We start from the raw sequence: 23,510 nt of genomic DNA, 5'->3' as shown, positions 1-23,510 counted from the left end.
AGTATTATTATGAACCGAATTCGATTAAACAAACGCGGAAGAGAGACTAATCTTCGCAGGCTTGTTGTAAATTTACAAACAACCCTTCATAAAAAAATATTATATAAGGGGATAAAATGAAGATATTGAGAAAATTTCAAAAAATAGAAGATATTATAATGGTTATACCTTTTATAATTATGGTCATATCAAGTTTTGCTCAAGTAATTAATAGAAATATTTTTAAAATTCCAATATCCGGTTTTGAAGAAGCTGCAAAGTATTCTATGGTATATATGGTACTTCTGGGAACAGAGATGGGGCTTAGAGATGGAACTCAAATATCAGTTACAATTATAGTAGATATGTTAAAAGGAAAAACAAAAAAAATTGTGATGATTATTTCCAAATTAATAGTGGTTCTAGCTGCAGCTTCTCTTTTTTACCATTCTATGGGGCTTGTCCAAAAACAAATTATATCAGGGCAAGTTTCTCCAGGATTACAAATCCCAATGTCAATCCCTTATTTTTCATTAGCTTTAAGTTTTGGGATAATTACTTTGGTTCAAGGAATTACATTGATAATGATGATAATAGGAAAAACAGGAATAAATAATAAAAAAGAAAAAGGTGAAAAATAATGACAGGTTTGATTTTATTTGGTTCATTTGCAATTCTTTTAATTTTAGGTGTTCCAATAGCAATGTCTTTAGGCGCGGCAGGAATGGCAACAATTCTTTTCAGTCCTAATATTCATCTTTCTATAAATGTTATTGCGCAAAGAATTTTTGGAGGGCTGGACTCCACATCAATAATGGCAATTGCATTTTTCGTTTTGGCAGGCAATATTATGACCAAAGGGGGAATATCAAGAAGACTTGTTGAGTTTGCCAATTCAATAGTAGGAGGTTTTAGGGGAGGACTTGGATTGGCATTAGTTCTGGCATGTGCGTTTTTTGCTGCTTTATCGGGGTCAGCTCCTGCGACAGTTGTAGCTATCGGAGTGATGCTTTATCCCGACATGGTTAAGCTTGGCTATCCCAAGGAAAGGACAGCAGGTCTTTTAGTTGTGTCTGGTGGTCTTGGACCTATAATACCTCCAAGTATAATTATGGTTGTATATGCAACAATAACAGGTGCATCAGTTGGAGATATGTTCAAGTCTGGAATGGCAATAGGAATTTTTATAATGTTTGTTTTAATGAGTGTTGTTATTTTTTATGCTAATAAAGAAAAATGGCCTCAAAAACGGGTAAAAATGTCATTTAATGAATTTTTTATAAGTTTTTTTAAAGCAATTCCGGCACTCTTTCTTCCAATAATAATTTTGGGAGGAATTTATTCAGGAATGTTAACTCCGACTGAATCTTCAGCAATAGCAGTTGTCTGGTCTTTAATAACGGGAATGTTTATTTATAGAGAAGTTTCAATAAAAGATTTATATCAAATTTTTTTAGATTCGGCAAAAGGTTCAGCAATGATTTTATTTATTATTGCTACTTCAACATCTTTTGCTTGGTTATTTGCTTTTGGAGGGATATCAGCACAACTTGTAAACTTTGTTGTAGGATTGAACTTATCAGCAACAATGTTTTGCTTTGTGGTAGCAATTATTTTTCTTATATTTGGAGTATTTTTAGAGGGGATAGCAACTTGCGTATTAATGGTTCCGGTATTATGGCCTATTGCTAAGGCAGTGGGAATAGATGTTATTCATTTTGGTATGATAGTTTCTATTTCAAATGTAATAGGAACAATGACACCTCCTGTAGCTGTGAATATATTTTCAGCGGCAAGTGTTACAAAGTTAAAAATGGGAGATATAGCAAAAGGACAGCTTCCATTTTTTATAGGATATGTTGTAGTGTTTTTTCTTGTGGTCTTTCTACCTAAACTTAGTACATTTTTATTAAATTAAAAAGAAGTTATGATCTAGCAATTTTAGATCCATTGTATTCAAAAAAATAGTATCAAAATTTTACTGAAAAGGAAATCAAGGAGATAAAAATGAACTTATGGGATTTAACAGGGAAAAAGGCAATAGTAACAGGGGCTGCTCAAGGGCTAAGTAAAGGAATGGCGGAAGGGCTTATGGAAGCAGGAGCAGAAGTTTGTATATTAGATATTAATCCGAAGGTAATAGATGTAGCAAAAGAATTTAACGATAAAGGATTTAAATGTCATGGAATTATAGCAAATATAGCTAAAGAAGGAGAAAGAGAAGAAGCATTTAGGGATGCCGTAGAAAAATTAGGAGGACATTTAGATATTATTGTGAATAGTGCGGGAGTACAAAGGCGTCATAAAAGTGAGGAATTTCCTTTAAATGATTGGAATTTCGTTATTGATGTAAATTTAACAGCTGTATTTGTCCTATGTCAATTAGCTGCAAAGCAATTTATAAAGCAAAATTCTAAAGGAAAAATTATCAATATAGCTTCAATGTTGTCTTTTTTCGGTGGATATACAGTACCAGCATATGCAGCTTCCAAAGGGGGAATAGCACAGCTTACTAAGGCTTTCTGTAATGAATGGGCAGAAAAGGGAATCAATGTTAATGCTTTGGCACCCGGATATATGGATACAGAAATGAATGTAGCTTTGACAGATCCTAATAATCCAAGATTTTTAGAAATTACAAATCGTATTCCTTCTAAGAGATGGGGAACTCCTGAAGATATGAAAGGACCAGTAATATTTTTAGCATCTAATGCTTCAGATTATCTAAATGGAGCAATAATCCCTGTGGATGGAGGATATTTAGTTAGATAAAATTTGATTATTTGCCCCTACATAAATTCGCTCTCAACATAGCATAATACGCATAAACAAATGTGAGACAAATCAAAGTTGTTGTTGAACGGTATTACGTTCCATGCTCTTATTAATGACTTATTATCCTTAATTTAGACAAAAAATCATTTCCGCCCTCCTTTCTCTTTTGTTGACACACCGATAAAAGTTTAATATACTTCAATCGGTTTAATTACTTAAACCGATTGAAAAAGCGAAGTTACAATTTTATCGGAGCGTCGTCTAAAATTATTTCGGCTGCATGCCGGTAAATTTTGCATGACGCCGAGCCTGAAAAATCGTACACGCTTAATACTACTTATATTCAGAGGTTTGTCATGAAATTAAAAAAAATATTTACGGCAATGGTAACGGCACTGGCGCTGTGTTCGTATGTGGCCGCTGCCGACGCTACGGACATCATGAGGCAGGTATATGATCGCAAAAAACCGAATTTTACAAAAGCCGCTCTTCAAATGACATTGACCGACAAGAACGGTACTAAGGAAACCAGAAACGTAGGGGAATACGGCCGTTGCCGGGAGAACTTAACGGACATGGTCATGATCTTTTTTTCTCCCGCAGCCGTAAAAGACACCCGCTTTTTGCAAAAAGAAAATAAAAATGCGGACGACGATAAGTGGATATATCTTCCCGCCCTGCGCTCTACGCGTCGCGTCGCTTCTTCCGAAGGAGACAAGTCGTTCGTAGGAACGGACTTTACCTATGACGATATGAGCACACGAGAAGTCGAAGAAGATACGCACGAACTTTTAAAAGAAAGCGAAACAAAAAACGGTTTTGACTGTTACGTGGTAAAATCCGTTCCGCTGGATAAAAACAACCAGTATTTATACAGAATTTCATGGGTCGATAAAAAAACTATGATTCCGGTCTATATTGAAATGTATGACAAAAAGGAAAAACTTCAAAAAATAAACACGATCAAATCTATCGAAGAGCGAACCGGAAACAAAACTTATAATATTCCCATGGAAATGCAAATGGATAACGTTCAAACGGGACATTCCACAACGCTTAAAATTTTGAACATAGAAGTCGACAAACCTCTTGCCGAAGGGTATTTTTCACCGAATTTCTTAAATACGGGGCGTCTGTAATTTTTACCGACGTGCTTGCGGCAAAAGGCGATAATCTGTGGCGGCGATTTACGGCGTTGCCAGAGGCTCTTACGGTAAAAAGACGGTAATCCGTGGCGGCGGTTCAGACTGATGTCGGCGGCGCTTAATCAGGCCGCTGCGGTATCGTTTAAAGGGGATGATAACATGAAGATTGTACAAAGAGTGTTTCTTTTCTTATTTATTGTATCGGGATTCGAAATGGCATTCGCAGACGACGGCTTTGATTTCAGCGGAACTCCATCCGACATATCTTCCGGTACCAACGCGGAAACGCAGGATACGGGCGGCTTTGACTTTTCATCAAATTCGCAGGATTATGTTACGCAATCTCTGTCTGCCGTAACGCTGGGGGGAAAATTAAAGTTCGACGCCCGCGCATATTTGGACGATCCTGAAAACAAGGACAATAAAGGATCTGAAAGATTCCCTTTAAAAGCCGTCCCCGACTTAACGATCAATATAGATCATCGCGGAGAGGCGGCGGACGCAGAGATAAAGCTGAATTTCAGCAAAGATTCAATAAGAACCTACAATGAAGACGTGATTGAAGAAGCGGTCGCCCGCGTCTACCTTGGAAATTTTATTCTCGAAGGCGGAAAAGAAAAGCTCGTATGGGGAAAGGGAGATAAACTTCACGTATTGGATAATTTTCTCGCTTCCGATTATACGGACTTTATTTATCCTGATTATATCGACAGACGGCTGGCGGTTCCTATGTTCCGCGCAATCTACAACGCGCCTTCAGGCATGTTCAGAGCTGAAGCCGTATATTCTCCCGTAACGGCGGCCGACCGTTTTTCCGACGACGGTCTTTGGGTTCCGGCTGCAAAAAAAGAACTTTCGGCGACGGTATCCTCTACGGCCGTAAATACATTAAGCTCCATTGGTTCGCCCTCTGTAAAACAGATGTCCGCCGCAAATAAACTTTCGTCAGATCTTCTTATGCCAGATCTTTACAACCTTAAATACAGTCAATACGGACTAAGAGTTACGGGGCTTTTGGGATCTTTCGATTGGGGACTTTCGTATTATTACGGACGATACAAGCGCCCCAGCGTGGATCCTTTAAAACTCTCCTCATATGTTAGAGACTATATAACAAACGGCGGAGCTTCGAATCTCGAAACAGGGATCGACTACGACAGGCTTCAGGTTTTCGGCATAGAGGGCGCAAAAGTATTCGGAAAACTCAATACTCGCTTTGAATTTGCATACAATCTTACCGACGACATTGCCGGCGATAACAGCGCGGTGCATAACAACAGCGTCGCATGGGTAGCGGGCTTTGACATGGATCTTCCGATACATAATTTGAACGTAAACGTTCAGGAAACGGGCGCTTTTATCCTGCACGGAGAGAGCATAAAAAACAACGGTAATTACGACGTTGACAGAGACAGCGAGGACTGCTATTCGAATAATAAACTTTCCGTCAACATAAGCGATAATTTTTTGCACGAAAACCTAAAAACGGAAATTCTCGTCGTATGGGGAATCGAACGCGGCGATCTGAGCGTCCGTCCGCAGATATCTTATACCGTAAGAACAGGCATAGATCTGATCGCTTCTGGCATGTATATATACTGCAGGGATAAAGACAGCGAATTCTACGCATGGAAAGACAACAGTTTCGTGCAGGCGGGCATAAAATACACGTTCTAGTTCAGTTTCAAATCGGTGCAGGCCTTAGGCCTGCACTGTTATCGCGCGGTTCGATCGCAGGTACATGTGCGTTCGATCGGCCGTTTACCTATTCGTCTTTAGCTTTTCGAATGCATGAATTTAGGATCAATCAGATTAAGGAATCCCGGAATTATCGTAAGCGCCAAAGTCGAACTTGAAAACATAACGATCGTAACCAATATTCCCACATAGCGAAGGATTATAAAATTCGAAAGAACAAGAACGGCAAATCCCAAGCCTACAGCGAGCGCGTTCGTCATTATTCCCTGCCCTGAAATGCGAAACGTATTTCTTGTAACTTCTTCAAGATTGTCGGTCTTTGCGCGTTCGGCTCGATAAGTTTCCATAAAATGGATAGTGTAATCTATGCCTATTCCGATCGCTACAGAAGCGATAATGCTTGTCAAAAGATCAAGGTGAATATTCGCAAAGCCCATAACCATAAAATTCAGCAAAATGGTAAAAACAAGCGGTACGGCGCCTATAAATCCCGCTATAGGCGACTTAAATGAAATGCTCAGTATTATAAACACTAAAATGATCGAAAATATAATGCTTGTCATCTGGCTGTTGATTACCATTTTTGCCATATTGTATTGCATTTCGGCGTTGCCAGTCGCCTCGATGGAATATCCCTCGGGGAAATACTTCGCCGCATAAGATTTAGCGCCTTCGATTATCTTTTTTGTTTCAATAGTGCTCTGTTCCCGTATCTGAACCTGTATGCGGATGACTTTCGGGGAGAGCTGATCGTCCGCAAAATTGTCAAGCGAGCCGCTGTACAATAAAAGATACTGCGAAACAAGATCCGCAAGCTGTTCCCGTCGCTCTACGGGGTAACGCTTTTCATCATACGGAATTTCATAATAGTCCGTTCCGTTATAATTAAGAGCCTGCTCTATTTTTCTTACCAAGTCCGCTACGCTTGCTTTGTCTCCGCCCGCTTCGGCACACGCTTTTTGAATGATGTCAAAAAACTCCCTTGCGGTCAGTTGAGCGTCCAATCGTTTAGCGTATTCCGGATTCGGATCGACAAAATTTGAAGCTGCGCCGGCGGAAGAATTCGCATTGGCGGCAGAATCCGCACCTGTAACATTGCCGTCACCGAAGTCAAAGCCGAAATCAGCGTCGTCATAAGACAAATTTTCCGCTTTCGAGGTTTTTGCGGCGCCGTCTTCTACAGGAAATTCCTGAACGAACGGAACGTGCATTACCTGATTCATTCTTTTTATAAAGGTCGTAAAAGAAACGATCTTCCCGATTTCGGGCATGGTCTTTAAAAGATGATTTTGCATATTATCTACGGCTTTAAGGATTTCAGGTTTAGTCATGTCGCCTTTTTCCCGACCGCTAACAACAAAAAACAGAGTGTTCGATCCTGTAAGATTTTTGTCGACAAAATCTATGTCTTTTCTGAATTGCACTTCTTTAGGAAAATAGTTTATCATCGCCGTATCTATTATCATCTTGTGGATTCCCACTCCGGAAGCGATGAGTATTAACAAAATCAGCAGCGTTACGCGCGGCCTGGTTCCTGCAAAAAACTTATAAAAACTGAACATAGTGCTGTCGCCCGACATATGACTCAGGCGGTTCTTATATTTTACGGACTTTTCCGCAACCTTTTTCAAGTGTGTAGAACGCTTGCTTACTTGTTTTAGCGGAGTAATGTAAAGCATCGCCGGAATCAGCGTTACCGAAAGCAATAAGGCAAATCCCACGCCGAGAGCTGTGAACACGGCAAAGGATTGCAGAGGAATAAGAGGGCTCGTAATCAAAGATATAAAACCCGCTATTGTCGTTACACCTGCAAGAAAAATGGGCAGACTAACATTTTTCAATCCTGATATTATAGCGTTTAAATGTTTTTCTTTTGTAATTTCGCCGCTTACGACAGAAATTTCTTCGTAATAGTGGCTTATGACGTGAATGCCGTAGGCGGAACCGCACGCAATGAGCGCAATGGGAATGACGCTTGCTATGAGCGTAAAAGTCACGCCGAATATTGCCATAAGTCCGCATGCCCAAACGGTACTCATTAAGACCGTAAGGAGCGGCAGCATAGTGCCGATAAACGATCGGAAAGAAAAATACAGGGTTAATATTACTACAAGTATGACAAGCGGGATAAGACGCGTAAGGTCTACCATCATCAATTTGCGTATTTCGTCGCTTTGCACAGGTTCTCCGTAGTATCGCACCGTAAGATCGGTTCCCTTTACCTGCTCGCTTACGATAGTCTTTATCTGCGACAGCATCGCAATTTGCTGTGAAGAATTCGTATCCGGATCTACTTTTATGATGATCTGAGTAATCTTTCCGTCATTGGACAAAATTACATTTTGATACATATCCTGCCAATCCGCTATGCTCTGCTTTATCTGCGCAATCTGCGCATCAGTTACAGGATCGTCTTTTCCGACAAGCTTTTCGGTTACAAGAGCTCCGTCCTCGCCGTATATAAAATCGACATTAGTCAATGAATCTATGTCCGTAACATAGTCGACCAGCGAACATTTTTCCGTAATATTGCGTATGATTTGAATGTTTCGGGGAGTAATTACGGAAGTATCGTTTTCCGCTTCGATCGAAATTCCGATCAGCAGCATACTTCCGAACTGTTCTTCGGTATTGAGCATACGTGTATAAGATTCGCCTTTTTGCGGCATAAACATACGTATGGTATTTTGAATTTCAATTCCCCGCAATCGCAAAGCAAAAAAAACCGTGACGGCGACGGATAAAACTATTATCAGATACGAGTTTTTTAAAAGTTTCCGCATAATACTATCCTTAAAAAATCCTTAAAAATGAGAAAATACGCTTTTAAAAAAGCACTTTAAGCGTTCATTTTTTTGAACGTATGTAAAGAATATAACAAAAATATTCATAAAGATCAATAAATTCCGCCGCGACTTAAAGGTGTTATTTATCGGAACCCAATATTTCTTTTATTTCATCGGAAGAAGCGATCTCTTCCAAATCCGTATCTTGAATTCCCTGTGACAATATTGAAAGGTTTTTTTTTAATTTTGAAAACTTATCCTTACAGGAAACATAATAGTATATTTTCGTTCCGGATTTTCTAAAATCGATAAGACCGCAGGTTTTTAGAATTTTTAAATGATGAGAAACGGCCGGACGCGACAGATGTGACAAAGCCTTAACGGCATTTACATGTATACCGGTTTCACCCGCCTGCAGTATCCTCAAAAAAAGTTTAAAACGCTCGTCATCGGAAAAAGCCGTAAAAACAGGAATCTCTTCGCGGAACGCATTATAAATCTTCTCTATGTCCATAACGAGGTGCATTTTAAATAATATAGATGCATAACGGAATTTTGTCAAACAGAGCCGCACGTATTAAACGCGCGGCTTTGCGTCGGTTGTCGCGGCTTTGCGTCGGCCGCTGCGCGTTGCGTTCCGCCTTTTTTGCTTTCCGTCAATTCTTTTTAGTCCTGCCTTTTTCCGGCGGGAAAACGAGATCCATAACTTCTTCAACTCTAGTTACCGGAAGAAATTTTATTCCGGATTTTACGTGCACAGGAATTTCATCCAAATCGCGCACGTTTCCCTTGGGGATTATTATCGTCTTTATTCCGTTCCTACGCGCGGCGACGGTTTTTTCACGCAATCCTCCGATAGGCAAAACTTGACCTGTAAGAGACAATTCCCCCGTCATGGCAAGATTTGACTTTATCACCCTGCCCGTCAAAAGCGACATGAATGTAGTAGCCATCGTAATTCCCGCGCTCGGGCCGTCTTTGGGCGTCGCGCCTTCGGGAATATGCAAGTGAATTACGTTTTTTTCAAACCAGTCCGATTCCTTTATCTTTTGTTCGAGAATGCTTCTTTTTACCCAGTTAAGAGCTATTTCCGCAGACTCTTTCATCACGTCGCCCATCTGCCCGGTAAGCTCGACGCTTCCCTTTCCGGGGAACGCAATGGACTCTATCAAAAGCGTATCGCCGCCCATGCTTGTCCATGCAAGACCTATGGCAGTACCCGGCACTACGGCTTTTTTTATTTCACTTTCGTCAAAAGAGGGCTTTCCCAAATACTTATTTAAGTCGGCGCTGTCAATCGTATATGTCTTTTCCCTGTCGATAAAAGAAAGAGCGTCGGGGATTTCATTCACAGGAGCGTCAGAGTTGTGCCCTAAAGCATCTTTCGCAACGGGCTCGCGTACGGCAGTACCCGTCGCGGCATTTTCGGTTTTGCCCGACGCATCTTTTTCAACTGCGGCTTCGACGGAATCTGCGGCCATGGCACCGGTGGAGGCGGCAGTGGAGTTTGTAGCGGTGGCGTCGGAAGCGGCCGCGGCAAAATTTGCAGCGTCTGCGGCATTTGCAGCGGAGGCTTCTATCCGAGCGTTTTCGGCAGGGCTTTTTACCTTTCCGCTCCTGCTCTTACCGGAAGCCTTTGCTTGTGCTTGAGCTTCTTTTCGCGCTTTTTCAGCCTTTTCTTCCGCAGCGTTAAGAAGTTCGGTAACTATTTTACGGTCAATTTTATCCAAACATTTTTCAAAATTACGAACGCCCGCCTCGCGTGCGTATTCTTCGGCTATCGTTACAAGAGCGTCCTTCGTATAAACGACCTGATTTTTTGACAAACCGTTTTTAGCGAGATTTTTCGGGATCAAATATTTTTTTGCAATTTCAATCTTTTCCTGGTCTATATAACCGGGCAGTTGAATAATTTCGGCGCGATCAAGCAATGGAGCTGGAACCGTGTCAAGCGTATTTGCAGTCAAAATAAAAAACACATCCGAAATATCGAACGGCAGATCCAAATAATTGTCGCGGAATGAAACGTTCTGTTCAGGATCCAGAACTTCAAGCAATGCGCTTGCAGGATCTCCCTGGAAGCTTGATCCCATCTTATCGATTTCGTCAATCATAAATACGGGAGCCTTTGTTTTCGATATCTTCATTCCCTGAAGAATTTTTCCGGGCATTGCGCCTATATAAGTTCTGCGGTGCCCTTTTATCTCCGCTTCGTCCCGCATTCCTCCCACGGAAAACCTGTAAAACGGTTTATTCATAGCATGCGCAATGGAATGGCCGATGCTTGTCTTTCCTACTCCGGGCGGTCCGACTAAAAGAAGTATCGAGCCCTTATTGTCTTTTTTAAGTTTGCGCACTGAAAGATATTCCATAATGCGTTTTTTTACGTCCTCAAGGCCGTAATGATCCTTTTCAAGAATTTTCTTTGCTTCGTTCAAACTATAAGATTCGTGATTTATGCTCTGCCAAGGAAGGGCGCAGACCAATTCAAGATAGTTACGTGTTCCTATAAATTCCGCGGAATTCGGATCCATAAGATGGAATTTTTCAAGTTCGTCTTCCACGGCTTCTTTTATTTCGCCTTCAAAGTTAAATTTTGCGATTTTATCTTTAAATTTCTGGTAATCGGTTCCATTGCCGTCCGCATCCGTTCCCAATTCTTCCTGAATGGAACGCAACTCTTCTCTTAAAAAATATTCCCGCTGATTTTTTTCAACCCTTTCATTCAATTCGTTTTGAATTTTTTTCTGAATCCTGAGCAGCTCCTGTTCTTTTTTGATATACACTAAAACCTGCTCCATCCTGCGGCGCACGTTCAAAAGTTCAAGAACTTTTTGCTGTTCGGTTTTATCTATGTTCAAAATAGAAGCTATAAAATCGGCGATTTTTCCGGGATGATCGATGTTGACCATATTAAGGCGCATTTCTTCCGAAAAAAGAGGATTATTTTCGGACACTTCTTTCATTTCACTTATAAGGGCCCGCGTCAAAGCCTTTACTTCAAAAGTGTCGTCTTCTTCGTCATTGAGATAATCGACGGCCGCAATAATGGGCGACGAAGATTTTAGCGCTTTGCGGATCTTAAAACGCTTTACCGTAGAAATAAAAACATTCAAGCCGCCGTCAGGCAAATTTATCTTTTTGATTATCCTTGCGGCGGTTCCTACTTCGTACAGATCCGTGATCGAAGGATTGTTGTTGTCGTTTTTGAGCATAACGATTCCGATAAAACCGTTGGAATTATACGACTCTTCTATAATTTTTGCGTCTTCGGCAGAATTAATCATAAGGGGAGTGAATATTCCGGGAAAAATCGGACGTCCCTGCAGCGGAATTAAAAAAAGCTTATTGGGAAGCATCTGCTCGACGGACACTATTGAATTTCCGTCATTTGACGACGAAGATTCTTTGCCGGCGGAATCCAAAGGTGAAGCGGCAGCCGTAAATTCCTGATCCGCCGCGGACACAATCTGCCCGGCATTTTCCGTTTCCACTCCGGCGCCGGAAGATCCGGCGGTATTTTCATCTTCAAAGTATTTTTTTATCGCATCGTTTGAATTTTCAGCGCCGTCAAGCATCGCCATCTCGTCAAGCGAAAGAAGATTATCGTCATCAGTAAATTCATTTTCCGTGTATTTTTTATTCATATCAATAATATATATACAAAAAACACAAATGACAAATAAAATGCTCAAGACCGCTTTGGCTGCAAATTCTAAAAATGCACGGAAAGCATTATACCCGACGGGATAAGGGCTAATTGAACGGTTTCCCCTGTCTTTGACCTCGCCCCCAAGAAGCGATTGGTGTGTAAAAAAGGAACAAGAAAGCCTATCGCGCTTCCCAAAGCGGCCCCGCCTAAAGTGTCCGAAATAAAGTGGCAGCCCGCAAAAATGCGGCTTACCGCCGTAGCTGCGGCAATACCGAAAGCGCCGCCCGTCACAGCCCATCTCCACGGAGAATCAGGATAATACTGACTGAACACATAACTTGAAAAAGAAGCCAGCGCAAAACCGTTCATAGAATGTCCGCTGGGCCATGAAGCGGCGGCGTCGCTGTCCGACGGAGGGTCTTCGAAATACGTGTACGGGCGCATTCTGGCGACCGATTTTTTTAATATGCGCTTTGTTCCGTCGGTTATAAGGACTGTCTCGGCGGCCATAACCAAAACGGGAAACCATTCCTGTCTTTCAGCCGTAAATGTGAGCGCCAATTGACTGGCGGCAAGAGTTCCGAACAAAACATCGCCGGAAACGTCGAGAGCTTTGTTATATTTATACATAAAGCTTGAGTCAAAGGAATTTACGTCGCCCTTGGAATTTCTTACGCCGTCCCACTCGGGATTATTCATAAAAAGGTTTACGGTTTCGAGTGCAAGACCCGAGCAAACGGCGGCGGCGTCTCCTACGGGCGAAAGCGAAAAAACGGCTTCTTTCGCAAAAGCAAAAATTCCTGAAACTGAAAACAATGCGCAAATAAATAAAAACCTGATCTTTTTAAGGATAAGGCAAAAAACTGAGTCTGCAAAATTATTATGAACGCAAATACAAATATCAATATCGCCTAAGGTCATATCACTATTTATAAACGAATGTTTAATTTCGACCGCTGAAATATCGCGGCCTCATTAAACGACGAGTTTGCTGCGCAAACATCGCTAATTAACATATCGCCGCTCGAAACTTCGCGCTTACGCGCTCGTTGCGGGGATCGCGCATCAATGCAACAGTTTTCGAGAATTGATATTCTCTCAACTGTTGCATTTTATAGGAAGATATTTAAAAAGTCAAAGTTTTGCGACACTATCGAGCACTGACGCGGCGTTTTCAAAATTGATATTTTACGCAATTATTTGTAACCTACAGAGCGTAACTGACTTTAAAAATATATTATGATATACTGCAACCGTACTTACTAGGCAATAAAAGCAATAAAATATCCGCGCATATCAGATACCGATGCTCCGCACGTGTCCGATACGGGTTATAGGATATTATAATTTTCGGAGGATTTATGAAAAAACAAGCTATTATCGTTGCATTCAGCGCAATAGCCGCAATTCTTATGAGCTGCGGTTCTACAAAAGAAGCCGCTAAAGCAAAAGAAGAGCCTACGGCAGCGTCGCAGGTAAAAAAAGTAGTCGGCGCCGAAGGCGTGGAGCGTCCGGCATGGGTTATGGAAGGCAAACAGTCCCTTGACGGAATTTATGCGGTAGGCTCCGCAAAAATGAGCAATATGCAAAATTCACTCAAAGCGGCGCGCGTAAACGGACGGGCGGAACTTGCAAACACCGTTCAAGTATCCCTTAAAGGCGCAACCACGACTTATGCTGAAGACACCGGAATACCCGAAGACGCTCTCAATTACATGGAAGAAGCCATCGTCGCAAGAACCGATGCATTGCTGCAGGGTTCCACGCAGGCAGATTATTGGGTAGGCCCCGATAATACCGTTTACGTTCTCATGTTTTTGCCGTACGAAGCCGTGTTGCCTACGGTAAACGACATTGTAAAAGATTATGCCGCAAATCAAAAATCGGAGATCACAGTAGAAAAAGTTTCGGACGCCGTAAAAAAATACAAGCTGCTCGGCAACTGATTCCGCGGCCGGCATAATCCGATTATGCCGGCATAATTAAATTAACAGGGAGTCATATTTATGGAAAAGAATAAACAAAAGTTACCTCTAAAAACTGCAGTTTTTAGAGGTTCCCCCAAAAAGCTTTTCACAAAGTTTTTCATATTGCTTTCGGTGTTTTATATTTTTGCAGGATGCTCGTCGACAAAGGTCACAAGGGTTTCATCCGACACTCAGCTAGATTTAAGCGGATATTGGAACGATACCGACGTAAGGATAGTCGCCGAGGCGATCATATCCGAATGTTTGGGATCGCAGCGAATAAAAAATTTTTCATCGTCGCATAAGGGGCGGCTTCCGGTCGTAATACTCGGTTCATTCAGAAACCAAAGCGACGAACACATTGACACGTCTATCCTTACCGCAAAACTTGAAACGGCTCTCGTAAACAGCGGTCTCGTCGACTTTGTCGCAAGTTCTTCTCAACGCAAAGAACTGGATGCGGAACTTGAATACCAGCAGACGCACGCAAGCGAAGAAAGCGCAAAAAATCTTGCAAACGCTACGGGCGCGGATTTTATGATGCAGGGTTCGGTAAAAACGATCGTCGATTCAAATGCAAAAACTCTTACGAGAACGTATTATGTTTCTACGGAACTTATAGACATTGAATCGCATCGTAAGATCTGGATAAACGAAAACGACAGCATCAAAAAAGTCATCGGAAAATCGTCCGTGCGAAAGTAGAAAGTCAGGAAAAGGTATGAGATACGCAAGCGCCGCGTGCGCCATATTGCTTTGCTTATCGGCAGCCGCATATGCCGGAGGAGCAAAGAAAAAATCCGCCGATAGCGGTCAAAAACAACCGGAATGGCTGAATAATCCCGAGACGCTGTTTCCGTCGGACGCATATATTACGGGAATAGGCAGCGCGAAATCGAGGGGCGACGCGGAAAATGATGCGGCAGCCGCAATAGGCAGAGTGCTCAACCAGAATATCGAAGCCGAAGAAAATACGCAGATGTCGTTTTCAAGTGCAAGCGAAGGAGTGTCCTCATATCTTTCACGGATAAAAACGTCGACTTCATTAAATGATCTTGCGGGTATTTCCGTTAAAAGATCGTACTCCGCTCCCGACGGCACGGAATACGCGTTGGCGGTTTTAAACAGAAACGAAAGCGGACAATATTACCGCAGCAAAATAGAAGAAAACAATGCCGCCGTAAAAGAACTGCTTTTACTTGCCGAAAAAACGGAAGGCACTTTCGAAAGCTGCGCTTACGCCGTAAACGCATACGAGCTTGCGAAAACAAACGACTATTATTTTTCACTCCTCGCGATCATTAAGCCCGTGTATAAAAAGACCGTTTCCGTAGATTACGGCTCGACAAATGCCGTCGCCCAAAGGACGGCGGAACTCTTGTCCAAAATAAACGTTAGTATTTCCGTAGACGGAGATACCGACGGCAGAGTTGCTGCAGCCTTTGCATCGGCGCTTTCGTCGTTCGGAATAAAAGCCCTTGCGAAACAAGCGGATAAAAAGGTTTCAGATACGACGAATGTCCTTTATGAACTTACCGCAAGCGTCTCTTATGAAAACATACAGATGCCGGATTCCCAATATGCCTTTGTCCGTTATAACGTAACTTCTACGACGACGGACACGTCAAGCGGAAAAAATATATTTCCGTGGACAAAGAACGCTCGCGTAGGAAAACTGACAGAACAGGACGCCCTTAACGCGGCGACAAGAGCGCTTGAAGCGGCAATAATAAACGAATATCCTCAAGAATTTGCCGCCGCCGTTTTTTCAAAGGCAAAGTAACGCCGCTGCAAATTGAACGGCGCACTTTAAGAAAAATTTTCCGCTGGACAGAAAATTTCCTTCGGATAAAAACCTTGGGGCGTTTTGCCGAATAAAAACTTATTTTACTATTATATCGTCCAAATTCCTTTTGGGAACATAGTGGATTTGCTTTTCGTCGCGAAAGTATTTAACGCTTCCGCCTTCGTCAAGCGGTACAATCTTTACGGTTTCTTTAGGTTTGCCTAAGGCAAGCACCAGTTCGATTTCGTATTTTTCTTTATCAAGGCCGAATAATTCAAAAAGTTTTTCGCGGTCGATCGCGCCGAGCATACAGCCGCCCAGTCCCCGCTCCGAAGCGGCGAGCATTATCGATTGCGCGGCAATGCCGACGTCCGTTTGCCTATTCTTTGCTATTCGTAAATCGTCAAGAATAATTATATAAGCGGACGGTCTTTCACCTTCCGCCGGCCCGCCCCACTCAGGCAACGCCATAGCCCAATGAAGGCATGAAAATAATTTTTTATTCTCTTCGGCATCATTTACCAAGCGATATTTTAAAGGCTGCTGATTTGCGGCCGACGGACAAAGACGGGCAACGTCGATTAAAGAGACGAGAGTACCTTCAGAAATTTTTTCATTTTCATAAAAGCGGCGATAAGAGCGGCTTTGCAATACAAGATCTTTTATCATATCCTTCCTAGTAAGCGACGTTTGCGCAGCAAACTCCTCGTTTAAGTACCGCCGTGGATGGCGGAAAAATAGACGAGCGAGCCATAAAAATAAGCCTTTGTTCTGTTATTTGAAAACCGATCTCGTCTGAAATTCTTGTTGTTAAATGATACTTCCCGTTGATTAAAACGTCAATAAGCCGTGTGCCATTTACCAATAAACAACGCTACGCCACAGGACGTTACATCGCCCGATGCAGCACGACAATCACCCGCCCGCTTACCGTCAGTATATCGCCGCCGTTTTCTTTTATGACGATCGGCGCGTATTTTTCATTTTCGCTCAACACTCGGACGCAATGTTCGGCAGGGTTGAATTCAAGGCGTTTTACCAGCACGTTGTTATTTATTGATATGACAAAAATGCCGTTACATCCCTTTTCTTCCGGCACAAATAGCACTATATCGTTATGGCAGATATGCATACCGTTCATACTGTCGCCTTTAACGATAACGGCTTTTACCTGATTGGCTTTATACGGGTAAATAAATCGCTCCAGTATGGGGATCTGGGTAACGTCATAGTATTCAGCAACTTCCCGCCCCTTCCCTGCCGCAGCTTCAACAAGGAACATTTCGATTAATGCTATGTCGTTATTCCCGTTCGATGGAATTTTATCGAAGCCGTCAATGCGCTGCGCATTTTTGGGGTAGAAGGCGAGATTTGACTACCGTGATCCACTGCGACAAGCCTAGCCGCAACGAATCGCACCCGACAATGAAGCCTGTTAAATTATTTGAGACGTTTATTGAGAACTCGATCCCGTTTATTGCGATGTTATCCGTCGCCGTTATACCAAATGGGCAAGAGAAACCGGTAGACCGATAACAAGCGGATGTCTTGAGTAGGATAAAAACTCCGATACGTCCGAGAGAGTATGAGTAGACGAAAAAACTACAAAAAGAACAGGCGTATATCCAGCGAGGAAACAGTCCTTGACTTTGTCGAGGGAAAAGCAATCGAGCGCGTAAAAGAAGGCGACGGCTCGATGATACGGTTATACTTGCGACAAAAGGACGCAAGCGCGGGTATGTTAGACGCAGAAACAGACACCGTTTCAATGCCGCTATGGTATTGGCGAAAAATAAACGGCGGTTGGGATGTCGATAAAGACAGCCAAAAGGAAATACAAGGGCTATATCATCACACAGGGGGTAAAACCTTAAAGGATTCGAACGGGAACCTTGTTAAATCTTCGATCGTAGAGCTTTAAACGCAATCGCAAGGGCTTTCCGGAATGTTTACAAAAATTAACGGAGTTTTGTTCAGACTAAAGTCTGATAACGACTGGAACAATGAAGGCGGTTTTATCCTCTATACGCTTGAAAAGGTGATCGGGAATGGAGCTGAATCAGAAGTCACTGCGTGGAATTTTGGAAAAGATAACTTTAGTTAATAAAGATTTTATCGTTCCGAAACAAGGTAATTGGTGGAACCCTCAAGAAAGCTAAAAAGCCAATACGTGGTGTGCCTACATAATAAGAAGTAATACGCCTAGAACGGTGCCTTTTTATACATCTTGCGAGGACGACGGGAGAATAAATTCCGCAACAGTTAATTCATTTGACGAATTCAAAGCGGCGATGACGGATTAATGTATCAATTAAGAACTACTAAAAGTTTCAAATATACCCAAGGCTCTTATATCCGTAAAGGTGCGATGACTTTTATTAAATATAAGCGGCTTCTTGCCGCTAGAAAAAATACCGGCGAAAAAAAAGCAATCGCTTTTTCCGCCGGTACAGCAAACGTATTCAGTATATGCTATTCTTTCGTAAGAGTAGTCCAATCGACGGTAAATTTACCGGCATATTTTGAGTGCTGGTTCGGTTGACTGTGTCCCGCCGTCCCTTTTCCGTCGCTGAACTGCGCGCCCATAAAGCCGGAATTGATGTAAATCCACAAAAAATATTCAGATTTTCCTTTGCTTGCAGGAAAGGTCATTGAAGTAAGATAGTAAACATCCTGATTGGTAGGATCTTTCGCAGTGTCATCGGTACTTACGGTGGTAGACAGCGCATTCTGTTTAACTCCGGCCATATCGTAATAGCCGGGCGGTGAATTGCGCGGATCGATAAAGGTGTTTATTGCCGCAGCGGAAGCGTTAAAATGTATGCGTGCCTTTCTAAATTTCAGGGTGAGTGTTATGTTCCCGTCGCTGTCAACGGTAGCGCGAGTACTTTCCAGTAAAGGTTTATATCCGCTTACCGGAACCCCTTTAGCTAAGTCGGCATTGTTCATTCCGGGGGCAACGCAGCTCAAGTCCGATTCGACGGTATAGTTTCCTGGCAACAGGGGCACTTCGGGAGTACCGGAGCCCCCCCCCGGTATCGTCGGCGTATTGTTGTCCGACGAACCGTTGCTGCATGCGCTGAAACCGACAAGAACGGCCGCTAAAGCCGCTGCAATAAACATATATTTTTTCATAAAAACCTCCTATAAAAACTTTTGCAGGAAATATCAATTTCCGAAAAAGTTTTTAGCCGTGCGCACTGGCGCACATATTTAATAATCAAGTTTGCAACGCAAACTCGAGATAAGAACGCTGCAATTTCGAGCAATGCGCGACTTGCAACGAGCGCAAAGCGCGAAGTTCCCCGCGCAGAAATCGCGAATGTCTCCGATAAAAGAAAAACGCTTCAGCGTTTTTCGGCTCCGGACTTTAGCGACGGCGATATCAGACGGCGCTTTTTATCATACCTCCTTCAGCTTCTTTCGAAGCAGTATATTTTCAAACGGAAAATCCGTTTAATTGCTTGTGAATATTTCAATAATCGGAAGCGGCATCGCGCCCGGCTTAAATTCGACGCGCAGCGTCAGTTTGCCGCCTTCAAGTTTTCCGCAAACCGTCAGATCGTTTAATGTTTTAGATACACCACCCATATTTGCAGGAACACCGGCCGGATCACGCTTCAAATAATATACGCCGTCTTTTTCAGACACACGCACACCGGGAATATCGTAACCTTCAATGGTCATCATAGGCGTATAGGCAAAGCGGTGCATACCGAGCTTTACCGTGTGCGTTCCGTCCGACGCAAAGGTAATTTTCGGTTCGATTCCGGCGCCGCAGCTTCCGTGTCCTCTCGCTGTGTTTCCGCCTGGTCCGATCAAATAGTCAAATGTTCCCGTATACGAAGCACTCCCTCCCCAATCGGCCGCCGCGGCGTCGCTCGGAATTTCAATCGTTACGTCCTGAATGCTCGGATCAAACGCTATTGAGGGTGCATTTGTGTTTTTCGGAATTGCCGTTTGCTTATACATGGGAACGCGCGTGTTTTGCATCGCTTCGATGCCGGTAAGACCGTCGCCGGTAAGCAAAATGACCACTTCATCCAAAGAGTTTATGCCGAGCTGAACGGTCATCGCAGCTTTTGACTTGTCGTGAGATTCCGCCGCCGCCAGATCCGAGCCGCCGAACCAATACATCGTGTAGTTGCTTTTGGAATTCTTAACGGTATAATAATAAAACGGAACGACATTCATTCCGTTGATGCTCATATTCCAATCGGCCCGCTTATCGTTATATAAAATAAGCAACGGTATTAAAGTATTGCCGCCTGAAGCGGTAATGGTTCCGTGGTACGTATAACCGTACAGCTCGCTGATGTCGTGATCTTTAAGCTCGTCCGCGCTTTGCGAGCAGGAAACCGACAGCAAAATCAGCGCCGCCGAAATCGCCGCAGCTCCTCCCTTAAAAAAATATCGCATGTTTTTTTTCATAAAACCTCCTATAAAAACTTTTTCAGGAAATCGACAAGCGACGCTTGCCTCACTTCCCGAAATTATATTTACCGCCGATACGCACACCGATACCGTCGGCAAGCCCGTAATATTTTTTTTGCGTTTCTCCGTTCGTCCCTTTTACAAAGTGAATATTGTTCAGCATATTGTCCACACCGACATATACTTCGAGTTTTTCATCCAAAAACTTTTTCGAAACGTCAAAGCCGACCATACAGTAATCGGGCGTGTAGTAACCGCTTTTCGCCGTCAAAAGCTGCGGCGAATTCCACTGCACGTTCAAAGCGGCCGTCGTTTCGATGACGGGAATGCGGTAGGCGACGTGTGCGGTGAGGCGGTGCGGAACGCGCAGCGCGAGGTTTTCCCATCCGGCGGTGTCTTTATCAAAAAACTTCGCTCCGGTGTATGCGTAGCCGACTTTTACGTTGAGCCTGTCCATATCCGAGCTTATTGAAATATCGCCTCCGTAAGTCATCGCCTTATCCACGTTTCGATATTCGCGTTTCTGCGGAGACGAAGACGCATCGGTGACGACGCTGTCGATGAGGTCGAGTATGTAGTTGAAATAGCCGCCGGCGGAAACTTTAAAAAGATTTTTTACGTTTTGCTCGACGCCGATATTGAAGCTGTGCGATTTTTCCGGAACGAGATTCGGATTTCCGTAGAGGATAAAGTTTCCGGCGCCGGGTGCGTAGCTGTGTCTGAAAATCCAGTGTTTTTCTTTCAGCGAAGGAATTTTATACCCCATGCCGTAGCTGAAACGGAGCGCCGTCTTTTCGGTCGGATTGTATTTTATGCCGAACTTCGGCGTCGCCATAAAAAGCGCGCTGCTTCCCTGAACGCTCGGTGAAACGTCGAAGCGGACGCCGGGAACGAGCGTCAGCTTTGCGTCGAAAAGTGCAATGCTGTCCTGTGCGAAGAGCGCGGTTTCCAAAGCATATTTTCGCTTTTCGAACGACGTACCGCTCATCGATTCGAGGTCTGCGTTTGCACCCAACGTGATATCGTTTATCGTATTCGGCGTCCAGTGCACCCTTGTATCGCTTTCCACGTCGGAAGAATTGGAATGTGTTCCCGTCGACGAAGAGTGCAGCCCGGCCTTTACGTTGTAAACCGTCTCCATAAAATACAGTTTCCCCGCCAAAAAGCTGTCAACGTACAGCTTTTCGTCGAAGATATATTTTCCCGTAAGCCCGAACTCTCCGCGGTGAGTGGTATACGTCATATCCGCGCCTTTATCGAGCCCCGTTTTCGTATAATTGCTTATTTGGTGAGAACCCGTATACACTGTGTATGCGCCGACGGAACCCCACACGTCGTTCCACGTAAGCGTATCCCGCACAAAACCGAGTATTTTTTTTGTATCTTCATAATAGGTAATTTTTCCGGCGAGGGCGTCTTCGGTCTTCTTTTCCCTTCCCGGATTAAAATCGAAACTGCCTATCAGGGTATTCGAAATATGCTTTCCCGAAACGGTGAGATTTCCCGCCGCATAGTTTTTCCATCCCAGTATCAGCGGCATAAATCCGACTTCTTCGGTAATGCCACCGGCAATTTTCAACTTTGTTTTTTCGGCATCCTGCGAATCTTGTTTTTCGGAATCCGATCTTCCACGCTTCGTTATGATGTTGATGGCGCCTCCCATCGCGTCGCTTCCGTACAAAACGGAATCCGCACCCTTGATAACTTCGATGCGTTCGATGTTTTCAATAGGGATCTGAAAAATCGGCGTGGATCCCGATATATCGGTTGAAACGCTCACGCCGTCTATCATGATTTTAACGTAGCCGTTGCCGAGCCCCTGCATTGTGACGGATTCGTTGGCGTTGCCTGCTGTGGCGGCGTTCACCGCAACATCGGGAAGCGTTTTTAAAGCGTCACCGACAGTCTTGGAACCAGACTTTCGTATGTCGTCGGTTGTGATAACTTTTTTTTGTTCGACGGCATCGTCGATAGTCTGTTCGATCTTTTCCGCATCGACGGTGATAACATCGTCTTCAGTTTCCTGTGAAAATAAAAACGATGCTGAAAAAATCACAATGCAGAAAAAAATATATCGTTTCAAAAATATACCCATTTTAGTTAGCCTACGCTAACTTCTATATTATAGTTTTTTTTGTTTTTTGTAATAAAATTCCGCCTTATTGAGAAAAAACATCAATAACGCCGCGCAGGGCTCCAAGCGCATTCAGTGCAGTGAAAAATCCATGATAAATGAAAGCGTCATCGCTCCGGCGCCGCCGGTCATTTTTCTGAAAGGGGCGGATTTTTTAATCGCGGAAAGACATGCACTGTTTAAAAGCTCGTATTCCGACGGCTCTATTATGACGGCTTCCGCAAGCGTTCCGTCAGGATTGATGACGATACGCGCGCGAACTTTGCCTTCCTGCCCGTTCGAACGGGCGGAATATGGATATGTCTTTTTTGACGCTATGCGCCCGAGCACATAGGACTTATACGTTGCAGCCGCTTTCGCATCCTGCGTATGAGAAAATGAATCTTCAGCGCCGAGCGCACTCCCCGCCTCGCTTGACGTACTTTCGCTCGCATCTGCCGACGGGCTTTCATCGACCGCTTCGGCGGACGGTTCTTTCGACTCTTCGGTTTGCTCAAGTCTTTCTGTAGGCACTTCCTGTTCCGGAGAAGGAATTGTTTCGGCCGGCGTTGCCGGAACTGCGGGAACGCTTTTATTCTGCACGACTGCCGGCGCTTTTTTTGCCGCACGCTGTACAATGCGAACGTTCGACACCGTCGTATCCGACACTATCGACGCCTGAGACGACGAAGATCTCCGTATACCCCAAATGGGCAGGCAAAACAAAAATGCAACGATTGCGAGCGTACACAGGGCGGAGCTAATCCAACGGCTCATGCACGATACCTATGCGGCTGATCCCCGCGGCCTGTACTTTTGTCAATATCTGCACAATCCGTTCAAACTCGACCGTCCGCTCGCATTCAAGCGAAAGCGCAAGTTCCGGTTCACGCGCATACATGGACGAAAGCGTGCCTTCGAGCACTTCAAGCGTTACTTCATCGCCGTCCAATTCCATTCTGTCGGCGGTGACGGCAAGAACCTTTGTCGTATTGCGTTCCTGCGTCGTATCTTCGCTTCTCGGCAAGTCAAGCGGAAGTGAGCTTCTTTTAAATTGCGTCGATACCATAAAAAAGATAAGCAGAATAAAGATAACGTCGATAAGCGACGTTATGTTTACGACAAGTTCTTCATCATAACGGGATAAAAAGTCGGGTTTAATCATCATTTATCTC

The 23,510-nt window shown here is 43.7% G+C and carries 20 protein-coding genes; 9 read left to right on the top strand and 11 right to left on the bottom strand.

All coding sequences use genetic code 11. The annotated features are described in order from the left end of the window. Positions 1 to 116: 116 nt before the first annotated feature. The 5 genes from HRQ91_RS04680 (at position 117) to HRQ91_RS04660 (ending at position 5,576) form a co-directional block, all read left to right on the top strand. Positions 117 to 620 carry a TRAP transporter small permease gene (locus HRQ91_RS04680; RefSeq protein WP_210120485.1) on the top strand — a complete coding sequence of 168 codons (504 nt, stop codon included), beginning with the start codon at positions 117 to 119 and terminating at the stop codon, positions 618 to 620. Continuing rightward, positions 620 to 1,897 (top strand): TRAP transporter large permease, encoded by a 1,278-nt coding sequence (locus HRQ91_RS04675; protein WP_210120484.1) that lies wholly within the window; start codon positions 620 to 622, stop codon positions 1,895 to 1,897. The genes HRQ91_RS04680 and HRQ91_RS04675 overlap by 1 nt, the downstream gene beginning before the upstream one ends. A gap of 89 nt (positions 1,898 to 1,986) precedes the next feature. Beyond that, positions 1,987 to 2,751, top strand: a complete 765-nt coding sequence (locus HRQ91_RS04670) for an SDR family NAD(P)-dependent oxidoreductase (protein WP_246473285.1) — start codon at positions 1,987 to 1,989, stop codon at positions 2,749 to 2,751. 359 nt (positions 2,752 to 3,110) lie between these two features. Continuing rightward, positions 3,111 to 3,893 carry an outer membrane lipoprotein-sorting protein gene (locus tag HRQ91_RS04665; RefSeq protein WP_210120483.1) on the top strand — a complete coding sequence of 261 codons (783 nt, stop codon included), beginning with the start codon at positions 3,111 to 3,113 and terminating at the stop codon, positions 3,891 to 3,893. Positions 3,894 to 4,058: 165 nt separating this feature from the next. Further along, positions 4,059 to 5,576, top strand: coding sequence for a hypothetical protein (locus HRQ91_RS04660; protein ID WP_210120482.1), 1,518 nt, complete (start codon positions 4,059 to 4,061; stop codon positions 5,574 to 5,576). 98 nt (positions 5,577 to 5,674) lie between these two features. Here HRQ91_RS04660 and HRQ91_RS04655 read toward each other — a convergent pair whose 3' ends face one another. The 4 genes from HRQ91_RS04655 to HRQ91_RS04640 all read right to left on the bottom strand — a co-directional run bounded on the left by HRQ91_RS04655 (position 5,675) and on the right by HRQ91_RS04640 (position 12,956). Next, positions 5,675 to 8,380 (bottom strand): efflux RND transporter permease subunit, encoded by a 2,706-nt coding sequence (locus HRQ91_RS04655; protein WP_210120481.1) that lies wholly within the window; start codon positions 8,378 to 8,380, stop codon positions 5,675 to 5,677. 142 nt (positions 8,381 to 8,522) lie between these two features. Further along, positions 8,523 to 8,897 (bottom strand): ArsR/SmtB family transcription factor, encoded by a 375-nt coding sequence (locus HRQ91_RS04650; protein ID WP_210116717.1) that lies wholly within the window; start codon positions 8,895 to 8,897, stop codon positions 8,523 to 8,525. Positions 8,898 to 9,039: 142 nt separating this feature from the next. Further along, positions 9,040 to 11,742: an endopeptidase La gene (gene lon / locus HRQ91_RS04645; RefSeq protein ID WP_210120734.1), complete on the bottom strand. Its 2,703-nt coding sequence runs from the start codon at positions 11,740 to 11,742 to the stop codon at positions 9,040 to 9,042. A 356-nt stretch (positions 11,743 to 12,098) separates the two neighbouring features. Next, positions 12,099 to 12,956, bottom strand: a complete 858-nt coding sequence (locus HRQ91_RS04640) for a phosphatase PAP2 family protein (RefSeq protein WP_210120480.1) — start codon at positions 12,954 to 12,956, stop codon at positions 12,099 to 12,101. 440 nt (positions 12,957 to 13,396) lie between these two features. Here HRQ91_RS04640 and HRQ91_RS04635 point away from each other — a divergent pair, with 440 nt between their 5' ends. The 3 genes from HRQ91_RS04635 to HRQ91_RS04625 are packed head-to-tail and all read left to right on the top strand — an operon-like array spanning position 13,397 to position 15,785. After that, a complete protein-coding gene (locus tag HRQ91_RS04635) occupies positions 13,397 to 13,981 on the top strand; it encodes an LPP20 family lipoprotein (RefSeq protein WP_210120479.1) in 585 nt (194 codons plus the stop codon). Positions 13,982 to 14,041: 60 nt separating this feature from the next. Further along, positions 14,042 to 14,707 carry a penicillin-binding protein activator LpoB gene (locus HRQ91_RS04630; protein WP_210120478.1) on the top strand — a complete coding sequence of 222 codons (666 nt, stop codon included), beginning with the start codon at positions 14,042 to 14,044 and terminating at the stop codon, positions 14,705 to 14,707. A gap of 16 nt (positions 14,708 to 14,723) precedes the next feature. After that, the gene (locus tag HRQ91_RS04625; protein WP_210120477.1) at positions 14,724 to 15,785 is read left to right on the top strand and encodes an LPP20 family lipoprotein; all 1,062 of its coding nucleotides are present in this window, start codon (positions 14,724 to 14,726) and stop codon (positions 15,783 to 15,785) included. Positions 15,786 to 15,884: 99 nt separating this feature from the next. Here HRQ91_RS04625 and HRQ91_RS04620 read toward each other — a convergent pair whose 3' ends face one another. Together HRQ91_RS04620 and HRQ91_RS04615 are read right to left on the bottom strand one after the other, a co-directional pair. Next, a complete protein-coding gene (locus HRQ91_RS04620; RefSeq protein ID WP_210120476.1) occupies positions 15,885 to 16,457 on the bottom strand; it encodes a nitroreductase family protein in 573 nt (190 codons plus the stop codon). Positions 16,458 to 16,677: 220 nt separating this feature from the next. Further along, a complete protein-coding gene (locus HRQ91_RS04615) occupies positions 16,678 to 17,070 on the bottom strand; it encodes a S24 family peptidase (protein ID WP_210120475.1) in 393 nt (130 codons plus the stop codon). A gap of 303 nt (positions 17,071 to 17,373) precedes the next feature. On the opposite strand from HRQ91_RS04615, the gene HRQ91_RS04610 reads away from it, so the two are divergent. Then, positions 17,374 to 17,709 carry a hypothetical protein gene (locus HRQ91_RS04610; RefSeq protein WP_210120474.1) on the top strand — a complete coding sequence of 112 codons (336 nt, stop codon included), beginning with the start codon at positions 17,374 to 17,376 and terminating at the stop codon, positions 17,707 to 17,709. 551 nt (positions 17,710 to 18,260) lie between these two features. Here the strand turns inward: HRQ91_RS04610 and HRQ91_RS04605 are convergent. The 5 genes from HRQ91_RS04605 to HRQ91_RS04585 all read right to left on the bottom strand — a co-directional run bounded on the left by HRQ91_RS04605 (position 18,261) and on the right by HRQ91_RS04585 (position 23,503). Beyond that, entirely contained in the window at positions 18,261 to 18,923 is a 663-nt protein-coding gene (locus HRQ91_RS04605) for a hypothetical protein (RefSeq protein WP_210120473.1), read from the bottom strand. 321 nt (positions 18,924 to 19,244) lie between these two features. Then, on the bottom strand, positions 19,245 to 20,219 hold the full coding sequence (locus HRQ91_RS04600) for a calycin-like domain-containing protein (protein ID WP_210120472.1): 975 nt from the start codon (positions 20,217 to 20,219) through the stop codon (positions 19,245 to 19,247). 49 nt (positions 20,220 to 20,268) lie between these two features. Continuing rightward, positions 20,269 to 22,278 carry a TonB-dependent receptor plug domain-containing protein gene (locus HRQ91_RS04595; protein WP_246473284.1) on the bottom strand — a complete coding sequence of 670 codons (2,010 nt, stop codon included), beginning with the start codon at positions 22,276 to 22,278 and terminating at the stop codon, positions 20,269 to 20,271. A gap of 150 nt (positions 22,279 to 22,428) precedes the next feature. Continuing rightward, positions 22,429 to 23,112, bottom strand: a complete 684-nt coding sequence (locus tag HRQ91_RS04590; RefSeq protein WP_210120470.1) for an energy transducer TonB — start codon at positions 23,110 to 23,112, stop codon at positions 22,429 to 22,431. Further along, positions 23,096 to 23,503 (bottom strand): ExbD/TolR family protein, encoded by a 408-nt coding sequence (locus HRQ91_RS04585; protein WP_246473283.1) that lies wholly within the window; start codon positions 23,501 to 23,503, stop codon positions 23,096 to 23,098. Before HRQ91_RS04585 ends, HRQ91_RS04590 begins: the two co-directional genes overlap by 17 nt. Between the last annotated feature and the right edge of the window lie 7 nt (positions 23,504 to 23,510).

Origin of the sequence: Treponema parvum, assembly GCF_017893965.1 — a bacterium.
Classification (GTDB): Bacteria; Spirochaetota; Spirochaetia; order Treponematales; family Treponemataceae; genus Treponema_D; species Treponema_D parvum.
Note: the sequence above shows the minus strand (reverse complement) of the source record. Positions and strands in the feature narration are given on the sequence as shown.